Genomic DNA, 12,613 nt, shown 5'->3' on the forward strand with positions numbered 1-12,613 from the left:
CTACTTGCCGAAGGCCAGCAGTTTGTACTGCGCCGCAAGTTTTTGGTCGAGGTCTTGGCGCTGGTTGGCGGTGATGGCGGCTACGTAGCGGTTATACGGTAGGTAGCAGATGAATTCGACGAGGTTGCGGGATTTGGTCGCGTCGTTGTCGAGCTTCTTCGAGCATTTCGCGGCCGGGAGACCGGGTGGGCTGTCGGTGGTTTGGAAGAGCCCGGTGAGTTGGTCGAGCAGGCTTGCGGTGAGTCGGGCGGCGGCGGCGGAGTCGGCGGTGCGGTAGATCGAGGAGTCGCTATGCGCGATCAGGTCGACCTCGGCGTCGTCGAAAGCGCGCTTGGTGATGTCGGGGCGTTCCTCGAGGTGCAGGGCCGCGTGCGGGGTGTAGGCCCCGGTGATGTCGGCATAACCCGCGGAAGGCTGGTTCGGCAGGGTTCGGGCGACCAGGCCGTCGATGTCGGCGGGTTCCTGCGCGACCTTGTCGGATGGGGTCGGGGTGTAGCCCTTCAGCAGTTCGAATTGTTTGTCGAACAGCTGCTTGGTGAAGTCGATCAGCGGGGCCGGATCCGGTGGGGTCGCGAGGCTGTTGCCGAGGTAGGTGTAGAGCAAGTAGTCGTCGCGCGCGATCCAGGTTTCGACGGCATCATATTGGGTCAGTGCGGATTTGGCATTCGGGTAGCCGGGAATCGCCAACGGCCCCTTTCGAGGGTATTTTTCGTTCTTCTCATCGGAGAACACGTCCATGGCGGTCTTTGCCTGCGCGTTGTTCGAGAATCGCAGCAGAGTGAGGTCGATGTTCAGCCCGAGCGAGCGGTCTTTCCTGCGGTGCCCAGAGGTGGTCCAGCCCGCGACGAGACCGGGGGCTGCCTCGGCGAAGTTCTCGACGGATCCGCCGAGCGAGCCGTTTCGCGGCGGATTCTGTGGGGTGAACGGATGCAAGTAGAACGGGCGCTGGTTGTAGATCAGGCGACCGTCCAGATCCATTATCAGCGGCACGAACTCGGCGAGTCGGATGGACTCCTGCACCGCACCGGTTTCGGCGGTGCGCTGTTTGTCGATGTCGCGCGGTGTCGTCGGATAGTTTCCGGCCTCGAGCTTCGACACATCCACCGCGGGGGCGGGGTCGTCGGACCCGCCGCAGGCGGTCATCGCGAGTATGGCCGCTATCGCGAGACAGAGCAAGCCGTTTCGGTATCGAAGGTTCATCGGTGCGCTCACTGGGTCTTGGCCAGGATCGAATATTGTGCGGCGGTCGCCTGGTACAGCGCGGGGTCGAATTTCCCGAGACCTTGTCCCTGGGAACCGAGCACCGCGACATAGCGGTCGTGCACGAGGATGCACAGAAATTTGTTGTTGAAGATCGGTTCCGTCTCGTCCATCTTCAGGCAGCGTGCGTCGGCGAGACCCGGTGGGCTGCTCAAGGCTTCGTCGTCCTTGCCCAACTGCGCCAATGCGTTCTGGAGCCGGAACGATGCCGCGAGGTCGCGAGTGCGAAAGAGGGTCGACTGGTTCTGTGCGACGAGATCGGTACCGGCTTCCTGCAGTGTCCGTTTCAGATCGAGACCGTTGCGCTCGAAGTGCAACTGACCGAGTCCGTCATAGATGCCGATGTATTTGTCCCGCGAGTAGTCCCGCGTCTCTTTCCCGGCTGGCAGCGTGCGCCGCATGATCCCGTCGGGGTTGAGCGGCAGGTCGAGGATGTCATCCACTGGTGTCGGGACCAAGCTGTCCAGCTTGGGAAGCTGCAGATCGAGCATCTTCTTGAATTGCGTTGCAAGGGCTTTCGGGTCGGGCCCCGGCATGGTGATCATGCTCAGCAGAACGAACGGACCACGCGCGACGAAGACATAGCCCTTCTTATCGTTATCCGATGAGGCTCGGATATCCGGATAGCCGTCGATCGCGACCGGGTGCCGCCCCGGCTTGAACTCATCGGTTGCCCGGTCGAGTTCCGCCGCTGCGGAGCGTGCCGCAGCGTCCGACGGGAAGCGAAGTAACGCGATGGCCAGGTTCTTGATGCTGCGCAGACTGTCGTTGGACCGCTGGGTGTACACCCCGGCGATGAAGTTGTTGCGCTCGACGACCGGTAGGTATTGCCCGGGCAGCACGCCGAGCAAACCGTCGTCGAAATTCGTCGAGGTCGCCTCCACAAGACGGGTATCGACGAGGTGGCTGATATCGCTGTCGACGTCGTAGGGCAGGACCAAATAGCCCAGCATGCGCCGGGATTCGATGCGGAAGACATCGTCCTTGTCGAGGCCGTCCAACGAGTAATCCTGTGGCGCGGACGGATAGGGCCCGATGTTGAGGCTGTTCGGATCCACCGCGGTCATGCCGGGGCCGGCGTGACCGGGAACGTCGGCGGCACATCCCGCGACAACGCCGACGACGAGAACCGCCACCGTGGTGGCGACCGCTGCTGTTCGAAGTTTCGATTTCGCGTCGAATCTCACGTCCCACCCGATCGTTCGCGTATCTCCGCGCGGATCCTACTTCACCGTCCGGGTTCCCCACGGAGGTCGGAGCGCTGTCAGAAGCTGTTGGCCAAAAGTGCGTACTGCGCGGTCACCTTCTGTCGCACATCCGGTTCCTTATCGCTGGTGACCACACCGACATACCGCTTGTACGGGACGTAGCAGCGGTACTTGTACTGCCGCTCCGGATCGCCTTTGCTGTTGAGCTGCAAGCACTTCGCGCCCGGAACATCCTTGGGTGCGTCGATCGGGTCGAAGGTGTCGCGCACCTCTTCGATCAGTCCGTCGATGAATTTCTGCCCGGCCGGATAGTCCCGGACACGGGTGACCGAACCGTTGTCGACGACGGCGAACCGGTCGACCCCGGCCTCGTCCACCAGCTTCTGGGTCTTGCTCTCGTCCTCGGCCGACTGTACGAAGTAACTCGGCCCGTAGACAGCGAAGTTATCGGCATTCGGGGTGTGCCCACGACGATCCGCGACCACCACGCGCGCCAGCATGCCCTCCGGATCGACCTTCAGGCTGCTGAATTTGTCCTGCGGGGTTGCCTGGAACTTGTCCAACGCGCGGGTCTGGGTATCGAGCGTTTTCTCGACCCAGCTCAGCAAGTCCGAACTGTCCGCGCGGGGCCGCCCGACGAACAGCGAGATGACGAACTCCTTGTGCGCCATGAAGGTTCCGACGTTGGGAACGCCTGGGCGCCAATGGATATAGGCGTCCGGATATTTGGTCGACGTCAGTTTGCGGTTCTCGGGGGAGATATTGATATCGGCGTCCTCGAGTTCGCGCGCTGCGATCTTCGCGGTGGCCTCGTCCGGGAACCGGAATACGACATTGGTGATCGCGGTGGTGTCGGCCGACGGCCGGGTCTGACCGGGCGGATCGGGCTTATCCGAACCGCTGGTGGCGTATCCGGTGAGGTAGTTGCGGTTCACCAGTACCGGTTTCGATGCGGACGCCACGTGTTCGACTGCATCGTCGATGCTGCTGAGCACCTTGCCTTCGCGTCCGTAGGTGAGCGACGGGTCGATCTTCGAACTGGCGACCACGGCCTCCGACATCCGCATGCCCTCGAGCAGCGCCCCGTTCGAGCCGGCGTCCTGGTCGTATTTGTGTCGATCGACCGGATAGGTGCCGACCTCGAGCTTGCGCACGTCTTGCTCGGCCGCCAACGGCGCACCCTGCACCCCGCTGCAGCCGGTCAACACCCCGGTCACCGCGATACAAGCCACGGCGAGCGCGATGCGCGAAGTCCTAACCATGACGGCCCCTCGTTCCTCCCGATGTGCATTTGAAGTTACCGGACGGACGCCGTGGACGGGGACCCCTTAGGGCTTGGTTTGCAATACCCTTGTCGATGTGGCGACGACCCCGCGATGCGCACCTCTGGAAGGCCGATACCGTTGAAGGATCGGCAGGTTGAGGTCGTTGTCGGAGGTCACGCCGTCGCCCGGGTCGCGGGTGCGGTAGTGGTCGTCACACATCGTGGGCATGGGCGCCCGACTCCGGACGCACCTGCCGTCATCGCGCTGGAATCGCTGGCCGAACTCGTGCGCGACGCCGCCGAACAGCATCCGCAGGGACCGGGGGCACTGGTCGCGCGCGCCGCGACACGCTGGCTGATGACGCATGCCGAGCGGATCAGTCCCGGTGCGCCGATCGATTTCGGCATCCTGTCCGCCGCCGAGACCGGCGGGATGGCGATCTTCCTGCACGGTGCGGTCACCGCGGTACTCGCCGGTGACGGAACGCTCGAGCGCTATCGGGGTAGCGACGCCGCCTTCACAGTGGACCGGGTCGCATCGTTGCCCGCGCGAGCGGTCGCGCTCTTCGTCGACGACCCCAAGGGCCGCATTCCGGAACTGCCCGCCGAGCGGGGGATCGGCTGGTTGGTCGAGGGGATCGCACAGGCAGGCGGCGCGATCGTCTGGTCCGATGCGGTGCGTGCTCGATCCGAACCGTTGCGGTCCGAGAGGCCACCGACCGAGAGGCCACCGACCGAGAGGCCACCGACCGAGAGGCCACCGACCGCGCGCATCGACTCGGGACCGACCCAGCGTCCCGTGCCCGAACCCCAGCCCGAGCCCGAGCCCGAGCCGACCGAAACCCGCGCCTCGACCGCGATGCTCGATTCGGTCCAGGAGCAGCAACCGGTCGACCCGCATCACGCGCCGACCCAAATGGGTGGCACCAATCCGGCCCCGCGCCCGGATCCGGATCTACAGCGCAGGCTGGAGGCCACCGCGAAGGCCACCGCCCTCACCGTCAAGGTGATGGGATTCAAGTGCGCGCGTGCGCATCCCAGCGATCCGCGCTCGGCGTTCTGCACGGTCTGCGGGATGCCGGTTGATCAGACGCAGCAGCTGATCGAGGTGGTCCGCCCGCCGCTGGGCATGCTGGTCCTCGACGACGGCATGACCTACATGCTGGCCGCGGACGCGGTCCTCGGCCGCGATCCGGAACATTCCGAACAGGCCGGCCGCGGCATGGTGCCGTTGAAGGTCGAGGATTCCTCGGGCGGCATGTCTCGCGCGCACGCGGAGGTGCTGCTGCTGAATTGGGATGTGTCCCTGGTGGATCGGGGTTCAACCAATGGCACCCGCACCCGCCTACCCGGTTACCGCGACTGGATCCGCTTACCACCCAACCAGCCGATGGGCCTGATACCCGGCACCGAAATCATGATCGGCAACCGGGTGCTGCGATTCGAACCCGCCGCTCCGCCACCATTCGGCTGACATGCTCGGCCGTCCTGGGGAATCTGCCCGACCCAACAACTGATTTCGTGCGGATTGAGTAACTCGCAGCCAGAACGCCGACCCGAGCACGCGGCTTGCGTGGCACTCAACGTCCGGCAAAAAAAGGGGGAGCTCAGGAATACCGTGACGTGCAGGTGTGCTCGCCGTTGAGCACTCCGGCGCGGAACGCGTCGACCCTGGAGAACCCACTCGGCACGGTCTTGCCCTCGATATCGCTGGCCGCGAGCCCGTCGGCGAGCAGTCCGGAGACCGCCTCGTCGAGATCGCCTGCGGCCAAGACGATATCGCCTTCTGCCTGGGTTCGCCCCGGCTGCGCGAGCTTGCCGGTGACCACCCCCGACAAACAGGCCGCGCGTAATCCGGTTTTGGCGCCGACGAGCTGCTGACCGTCGGCCTGCTGCACGGCGAGGGTGTAGCGCGAGATGAAGACGACGTAGCCGTTGTAATCGCCGGTCACCTTGAGCGGCAACGGATCATTGTCATCGGCATCGGAGGTGCCGCGCTGCGCGAGCGCGGGCACATCGGTAACGATGGTGTTCTTGGCCGGACAATACGAAACCGGCGGTGTGGCAACGCCGTTCTTGCAGTCGATCTTCGCGCCGGAGTAGTCGAAGGTCGGCGCCTGCTTCAGCGGCAGGATCACCGCGAGTGCCTTGCTGAGCTCGATCAGACTGTCCTTGTCGATCGGATTCTCGCCGTGGCCGGGATCGTCCTTGAAGCTCTGCGGCAAATTGCCGCGGCGGCGCTCGATCTCGTGCATATCAATGGCCTTGCACGCCTTCGGACCATCGGTGAAGCCGATCTGCACTGCCGTGACCCGCTCGAATGCCGACCCGTGCACGCTCTCCGGATCATCCGGATTGGAGTCTCGAATGGCGACGGTCGCGGCCAGCACCGAGTTCAGGCCATCGGAGGTATTGATGGTGAAGTGCTTGGATTTGCCTTCGGCCACATGGCGAATGAACGCACCCGAGAAGCAGTCGGCCTGCTGCTCTTTGACGATCACCGGATCCTTGGTCTGCACGATTTTCGCCAGGGTCTGGATGGCGTGTCCGTATTCATGGGCGAGCACCATGATCACGGCCATCTTGCCGAAGGTGTCCTCGATCGTGGGCAACAGCACCGAGCGGTCCCAGCCGATCGAGTTGTCCAGTCGGCAGTAGGCGGCGTTCACCAGGTGATAGGTGGATTCCTTGCAGAATTCGAGTGCCTGGCTGCGCGGCGCCTTGGCGCTCCAGGAGATCAGCTTGTCGACCGGCTTGAATTCCCCTTCGAAATCCTTGCTGTACTCGGCGCGCCAATATGTCTGAATATCGTCGATCGCGTTGAGCGCCAGGGCATCCACCTCGCCGCTGTCGCCGTTGACTGCCGTGAGCGAGCTATCGGGAATGCCTTCGCGTGGCCCGCTGGGACCGCTCGTGGTGGGCAGTCCGGCGACCTTGAACGGATCGTCGTAGACCGAAACCGCTCGACCGTGCACCGCGCGAGTACAGCCCGCCAACATTGCGATTACACATAGCACTGCGGCAACGACTGCGGTCGCTCGGAGTTTCGGCAAGGCTCCCCCTAGTCGGCCGGTCGCACGTTCATAACGGTCTCCGGATCGGGGCAAAAGGCGCATCGGGGGCACCGCCGAAGTCCGGGTGATGGAATAGTATCCGCTGCATGTCTTTACCGGGGGCGCAGACCATCACCGTGCGCCATGATGGAACCGAACGGGTCTTCGATTCGAATCAACAGGTCACGATGGGTCGCGCACCGGAAGTGACGCTCTTCGTGGACAGTCCGCTGGTCTCGCGGGTGCATGCGACGCTCGCCTGGCAAGGCAACAACTGGGTACTCACCGACAACGGCAGCACCAACGGCGTTTTCGTGGATGCGCGTCGGTTGAGTCAGCCGGTGCCGATCAATCGGCCGACGCAGGTGCGCCTCGGTGATGCGATAAGTGGTCCGTTACTGCATCTGCTGCCCGCGACGCCGGCCCGGCAGCAGCGGCCGCCGGCGGCGCAACCGCCACCGTCGCAACCGCAGTCGTCGGTGCCGCCGGGTTATCAACATCCGCGACGGACACCGCAGGCACCGGCCCCCTCCCAGCAGCGTCCGCAACAGCAACGTCCAGAGCAGCAACCCCCGCAGCAGCAACGCCCAGAGCACCCCCCACAGCCACCGTCGCAGCCGCAACCCCAGCAGCCACCGCCCTCCCAACCGCAGCAGCCGAATGTCAATATGACCTTCAAGGCCGACACCTCGATGCTGCCCCCGGTCCGCACGCGACCATCCACAGCGCCGATTGCCAGGGCCGATCGCCTCCCCCCCGGCGGACTCGATATCGGTCGTACCTCTGACAATCAGATCGTCGTCAACGATCCGCTGGCCTCGCGCAAGCACGCCCGCCTGGTCGCGGCATCCGAGGGCCTGACCATCGAGGACCTCGGCTCGGCCAACGGCACCTTCGTCAACGGCCATCGCGAGCAGCGCACGGTGCTGCGTGAGCGCGACATCATCACCATCGGCAATATCGACTTCGTCGTCCAGCAGGGCGCACTGGTACATCGGCAGAAGCCGGTCGCCGAGCAGGGTCTGCACGTGCACGGCGTCGGCTTCACCGTCGAGGGCAATAAGCAGTTGCTCGTCGATGTGAACATGCAGGCGGGGCGGGGCACCCTCACCGCACTGATCGGACCCTCCGGCGCGGGCAAATCGACGCTGTCGAAATTGATCGCGGGCAGCACCCACCCCTCCGGCGGTGTGGTCACCTTCGAAGGCCGCAACCTGCACGCCGAATACGAGGCGCTGCGTTCCCGCATCGGCATGGTGCCGCAGGACGATGTGCTGCACCGTCAGCTCACGGTGCGTCAGGCCCTCGGCTACGCGGCGGAGCTTCGACTGCCGCCGGACAACTCGAAGGCCGACCGCCAGCAGGTGATCGACGGTGTACTGCAAGAACTTTCGCTCACCGAACATGCCGACACCAGGGTCGACCGGCTCTCCGGTGGTCAGCGCAAGCGCGCGTCGGTGGCGCTGGAACTGCTCACCGGTCCGTCGCTGCTGATTCTGGACGAACCGACCTCGGGTCTGGATCCGGCGCTGGATCGTCAGGTGATGACGATGCTGCGCGAACTGGCCGATGCCGGACGCACCGTCATCGTGGTCACCCACTCGGTGGCCTGTCTGGACATGTGTGATCAGGTGCTGTTGCTCGCGCCCGGTGGCAAGACCGCCTTCTGCGGTCATCCGGCCAGCGTCGGCGCGGCCATGGGCACCAGCGACTGGGCCGAGATCTTCGGGCGGGTGGCCGCGAATCCGGATCAGGCATTCGCCGCGTATCGGTCCAGGCTGGCCTTCGCGCCACCGCCACCACCGCCCGCACCGCCGCGGCAGGGGTCGGCGGGCAGTCCGCCGCAATCCGGGCGCGCCAAGCAGTTCTCCACCTTGGCGCGACGGCAGGTGCGGTTGATCTTCGCCGACCGCGGTTATTTGGCGTTCCTGGTGATCCTGCCCTTCATCCTCGGTGCGCTGTCGCTGGTGGTGCCGGGCAGCAACGGTTTCCAGAGCGGTCCGCTGGAGCAGGTGCAGAGCGGCAACGATGTGTTCTTCGTCCCGTCCGGGGGCAGCGAGACGCAGCAGTTGCTCGTCGTATTGATTCTGGGCGCCTGCTTCATGGGATCGACGCTGACCGTGCGCGATCTGGTCGGCGAGCGCACCATCTTCTATCGCGAGCGCGCGGTCGGGCTGCTGCCTTCGGCATACCTTCTCGCCAAGATCGCGATATTCAGCGTTACGGCATTCCTGCAGGCGGCGGTGCTGGTCGGCATCACGCTGGTCGGTAAGAAGCCGCCGCTGGAGGGTTCGGTGATCCCGAACGGGCCCGCCGAGCTCTATCTCGATATCGCGTTGACCGCGGTGTGCTGTGTGGTCTTCGGCTTGCTGCTGTCCAGTCTGGCGAGGTCCAACGAGCAGGTCATGCCGATGCTCGTGGTGATGATCATGGTCCAGCTGGTGATGGCGGGCGGTCTGATTCCGGTGACCAACCGGGTGGTGCTCGAGCAGATCTCGTGGCTGTTCCCGGCACGGTGGGGATATGCGGCCGGGGCGTCGACGGTGGATATTCGGACACTGTTCGCCAATGCGCAACCCGATGCGTTGTGGAAGCACGAGCCGAATATCTGGTATCTCGATATCGGCCTGCTCGTCGGGATAACCGCGGTGTTGGCGATTATCACCTGGCGCCGGTTGCGGTTGCGGAAGTCGAACGCGTGACGGGCTGCTCAGGCGGGTTCTCACCGGATGTGGTGAGCATGTCGCTCGCGCAACAGGCACACTTATGCCTGTGACGGTGCGAGTTGGGGCAGTACATCTCGGGTGGGATGTGGTGTCTGTTGCCGCGGGCGGCGGTGGGACACCGATCCGCCCCGTGCAGGTAGAAGGGACATACACGCCGCCGGCATATCTGCTTGCGGATTCTTCGGGTCGGCTGCATACCGCCGGAGTGGAGCGGCAGCGGCCGGATCTGGGGATGGCGATCGCCGATGTGCGCGACATCCTCGGCCATCCGCAGATCGTGGTGGCCGGTGCGACCTGGCCCGCAGAGCTGGTCTTTCGTGCCCGCATGTACAACCCACTCGCGGCCGTCGGCAAATATCTGCGCGGTAAACCGGATCTGGTCGCGCTGCCGTTCCCGGACGGCTGGCCGGACGCGAAGGTCGATGTGTACGTCGACCTGGTCGAGCGGCTGGATGTCACGGTCGAACCGCTGCCGGAAAGCGTCGCGCTGTCCGGATATGTGCGTGCGCTCGGGCTGGTGCGGTCCCCGGACGATCGCAATCCGCAGGGCATCGGCGCGACCGGTGTGTACTCCGACGGGCGGACCATGCTGGTCGTCGCGGTGCACGGCGACGACGAGCAGCCGACCGAATCGGTCGACGTGCCGGTCACCGCGGAGGCCATGCGCGATGCGCGTTCGGCCGACAATGTGGTGATCGAGGTGATGGCCGCGGCCCGCTCGATCGGTGCCGACACCTCGACGTTGCTGCTGTCCGGCAATGTCTGTTTCAACGACGCGCTGCGGTTGGCCTTCCAGAACCATCTCGGGCACCGGCTGCACGTGGCCGATCACCCGATGCACGCGCTGGTGCTCGGCGCCTCGCACCTGCTGGTGACCGATAACGAGAACGGTGAGCCGGAGTCGGCGGGGCGGCATGCCGAGCCGGCACCGCCGCCGCGGGCGCGGCAGGTGGAGTCGGCGCAGTATCAGGCCGAATCGGCACAGCAGCAGGCCTTGACGCAGTGGCAGGTGGAGGCCGCGCAGGCATTGTCGGCGCAGCGGCAGGCGGAGGCGTTGCAGGGGCGGGATGTGTCGTCTCGTTCGGAGCAGGGCAGGCCGGAACAGGGGCGTCCCGACCAAGGGCCGGTCCATTCTGATCAGGGGCAGGTGCGTCCGGAGCAAGGGCAGGGCCCTCCCGATCAGGGGCAAGTCCGGCCTGACCGGGGGCAGGGGCCTCATGACACCGGTCGGACACATCCGCCAGTCGTGCAGTACGGGCCCGGATATCCGACGGTGCGGCCGGCGACCGAGCCGACTGGGGAAGAGCCGACCACTCGGGTCAGCCGGGAGTCTTTACCACCGAACCTCGCCGAGTTGGGTAGCCGATTCACCCGCCCGCCCGGGCAGTATCACGAAGAACAGCGGCCCACCGTTATCGGTCGCCCGCCCACGCCCCCGGGGCCGCCGTCGCAAGGGTCGGTGCCACCGCCGGGGCCGCGAGCTCCCTACCAACCGCCGCAAGACCAACCGCCACAGAGCGGTTCGGAATGGCGCCCCCGCGAATCGGACGACGATGACAAACCGCGTAAGGGCAAGCGCTGGGGCAAGTTGTTCGGCGCGCCCGCGGTGGCCGGCGCCGCCGCATTGGCCGCGATGGCCATGCCGTCCGGTGGTGACCGCGTCGAACTGGCCGCTTCGCTCGCCGGGGCGCCGGTCTCCTGCCCATTGACTCCATACGTCACCAATGAGCAGCGTGAGGGCATTGCCGCGGCTCGCGGGTACGACCCGGGTCTGGTGACGGAACAGGGCGACTCCGGATTCGACGCCGCGGGCGCGGAGTGCGCGCAGCCGAGCATCGACGTCCCCCGCTACGTGGTCCCTGGCCCGCCCGGCGCCATCGACCATGGGCCGCCGATCGAGATCTGACCGGTTTCATACCGCTGGGGCATGGCTGGTATCGTTGCCCGTTGGCGTGTGGAACTGCGTCGAGCCCCGGGTCTCCACCGGCCGCCGGGAACTCACTCGACTGCACGCCGTGGCTGGCAACACCGACTACAGACAGGGAACCACTGTGCCTACGTACAGCCCCAAGGCGGGTGACGTGACCCGTAAGTGGTACGTCATCGACGCCACTGACGTAGTGCTCGGCCGTCTCGCCGTCCAGGCAGCGAATCTGCTGCGCGGCAAGACCAAGCCGACCTACGCGCCGAACTTCGATGGTGGCGACTTCGTCATCATCATCAACGCCGACAAGGTTGCCATCTCCGGCAACAAGAAGGCGGACAAGCTGATCCACCACCACAGCGGACACCCGGGCGGCCTCAAGTCGCGCACTGTCGGTCAGGTGTTGGAGTCGCGCCCCGATCGTCTCGTGGAGAAGGCCGTCAAGGGCATGATCCCGAAGAACAAGCTCGGCAACGCCATCGCGGGCAAGCTGAAGGTCTACGCGGGCCCGACGCATCCGCACGCCGCCCAGCAGCCCATTCCGTTCGAGATCAAGCAGGTGGCCCAGTGACCGCTCCTGAGGAATTCAACGAGGACTACACCGAGGACGCCAACGTCGAGGTCGTCGAGGAGGACTACGGCTACGAGGCCGAGCCCGCCAGCTACGCCCCGGTCGTGATCGACCGCCCGGTGCAGACCGTCGGTCGTCGTAAGGAAGCCGTCGTTCGCGTGCGCCTGCTGCCGGGTTCCGGCAACTTCGTGCTGAACGGCCGCACCATCGAGGACTACTTCCCGAACAAGGTGCACCAGCAGCTGGTCAAGTCGCCGCTGGTGACCGTCGAGCGGACCGAGTCCTTCGACATCCACGCGCGTCTCGTCGGCGGTGGCCCCTCGGGCCAGGCCGGTGCGCTGCGTCTGGCCATCGCCCGTGCGCTCATCGAGGTCACCCCGGATGACCGTCCCGCCCTGAAGCGGGCCGGCTTCCTGACACGTGACCCGCGTGCCACCGAGCGTAAGAAGTACGGCCTCAAGAAGGCCCGCAAGGCGCCGCAGTACTCGAAGCGCTGATTTTGGCTACGTCGGCCGCCGTCATCCGGCACCCTCGAGGTGTCGGAGACGGTACGGTCGGCGGGGCACCTGTGCGAGAGCAGGCTTCCAGACAGCTGGGCGCCTGCTCT

At 65.5% G+C, this 12,613-nt stretch carries 9 protein-coding genes; 5 read left to right on the forward strand and 4 right to left on the reverse strand.

Translation table 11 applies throughout. The features are described from left to right. The 3 genes from AB0J47_RS16755 to AB0J47_RS16765 form a co-directional block, all read right to left on the reverse strand. Nucleotides 1-1,200 (reverse strand): hypothetical protein, encoded by a 1,200-nt coding sequence (locus AB0J47_RS16755; protein ID WP_364346228.1) that lies wholly within the window; start codon nt 1,198-1,200, stop codon nt 1-3. Nucleotides 1,201-1,208: 8 nt separating this feature from the next. Then, the gene (locus AB0J47_RS16760) at nt 1,209-2,447 is read right to left on the reverse strand and encodes a hypothetical protein (RefSeq protein WP_364346229.1); all 1,239 of its coding nucleotides are present in this window, start codon (nt 2,445-2,447) and stop codon (nt 1,209-1,211) included. A 77-nt stretch (nt 2,448-2,524) separates the two neighbouring features. Beyond that, nucleotides 2,525-3,730 carry a hypothetical protein gene (locus tag AB0J47_RS16765; protein ID WP_364346231.1) on the reverse strand — a complete coding sequence of 402 codons (1,206 nt, stop codon included), beginning with the start codon at nt 3,728-3,730 and terminating at the stop codon, nt 2,525-2,527. Nucleotides 3,731-3,871: 141 nt separating this feature from the next. Here AB0J47_RS16765 and AB0J47_RS16770 point away from each other — a divergent pair, with 141 nt between their 5' ends. Further along, the gene (locus tag AB0J47_RS16770) at nt 3,872-5,206 is read left to right on the forward strand and encodes an FHA domain-containing protein (RefSeq protein ID WP_364346233.1); all 1,335 of its coding nucleotides are present in this window, start codon (nt 3,872-3,874) and stop codon (nt 5,204-5,206) included. 133 nt (nt 5,207-5,339) lie between these two features. Here AB0J47_RS16770 and AB0J47_RS16775 read toward each other — a convergent pair whose 3' ends face one another. Further along, complete coding sequence (locus AB0J47_RS16775; protein WP_364346235.1) at nt 5,340-6,731, reverse strand: metallopeptidase; 1,392 nt, start codon at nt 6,729-6,731, stop codon at nt 5,340-5,342. Nucleotides 6,732-6,892: 161 nt separating this feature from the next. On the opposite strand from AB0J47_RS16775, the gene AB0J47_RS16780 reads away from it, so the two are divergent. The 4 genes from AB0J47_RS16780 to rpsI all read left to right on the forward strand — a co-directional run bounded on the left by AB0J47_RS16780 (nt 6,893) and on the right by rpsI (nt 12,503). Continuing rightward, nucleotides 6,893-9,487: an FHA domain-containing protein gene (locus tag AB0J47_RS16780; protein ID WP_364346237.1), complete on the forward strand. Its 2,595-nt coding sequence runs from the start codon at nt 6,893-6,895 to the stop codon at nt 9,485-9,487. Nucleotides 9,488-9,557: 70 nt separating this feature from the next. After that, on the forward strand, nt 9,558-11,417 hold the full coding sequence (locus AB0J47_RS16785; protein WP_364346239.1) for a hypothetical protein: 1,860 nt from the start codon (nt 9,558-9,560) through the stop codon (nt 11,415-11,417). 145 nt (nt 11,418-11,562) lie between these two features. Continuing rightward, nucleotides 11,563-12,006 (forward strand): 50S ribosomal protein L13, encoded by a 444-nt coding sequence (gene rplM / locus AB0J47_RS16790; protein WP_040686710.1) that lies wholly within the window; start codon nt 11,563-11,565, stop codon nt 12,004-12,006. Then, the gene (gene rpsI, locus AB0J47_RS16795; protein WP_364346242.1) at nt 12,003-12,503 is read left to right on the forward strand and encodes a 30S ribosomal protein S9; all 501 of its coding nucleotides are present in this window, start codon (nt 12,003-12,005) and stop codon (nt 12,501-12,503) included. Before rplM ends, rpsI begins: the two co-directional genes overlap by 4 nt. Nucleotides 12,504-12,613: the final 110 nt, after the last annotated feature.

The sequence above is a fragment of the Nocardia sp. NPDC049737 genome (genome assembly GCF_040674755.1).
Taxonomy (GTDB): Bacteria; Actinomycetota; Actinomycetes; order Mycobacteriales; family Mycobacteriaceae; genus Nocardia.

Bases quoted from the DNA above. Each gene is read 5' to 3' on its own strand.
- AB0J47_RS16755 (WP_364346228.1), bottom strand. From the start codon at position 1,200: ATGAACCTTCGATACCGAAACGGCTTGCTCTGTCTCGCGATAGCGGCC.
- AB0J47_RS16765 (WP_364346231.1), bottom strand. From the start codon at position 3,730: ATGGTTAGGACTTCGCGCATCGCGCTCGCCGTGGCTTGTATCGCGGTG.
- AB0J47_RS16775 (WP_364346235.1), bottom strand. From the start codon at position 6,731: ATGTTGGCGGGCTGTACTCGCGCGGTGCACGGTCGAGCGGTTTCGGTC.
- AB0J47_RS16780 (WP_364346237.1), top strand. From the start codon at position 6,893: ATGTCTTTACCGGGGGCGCAGACCATCACCGTGCGCCATGATGGAACC.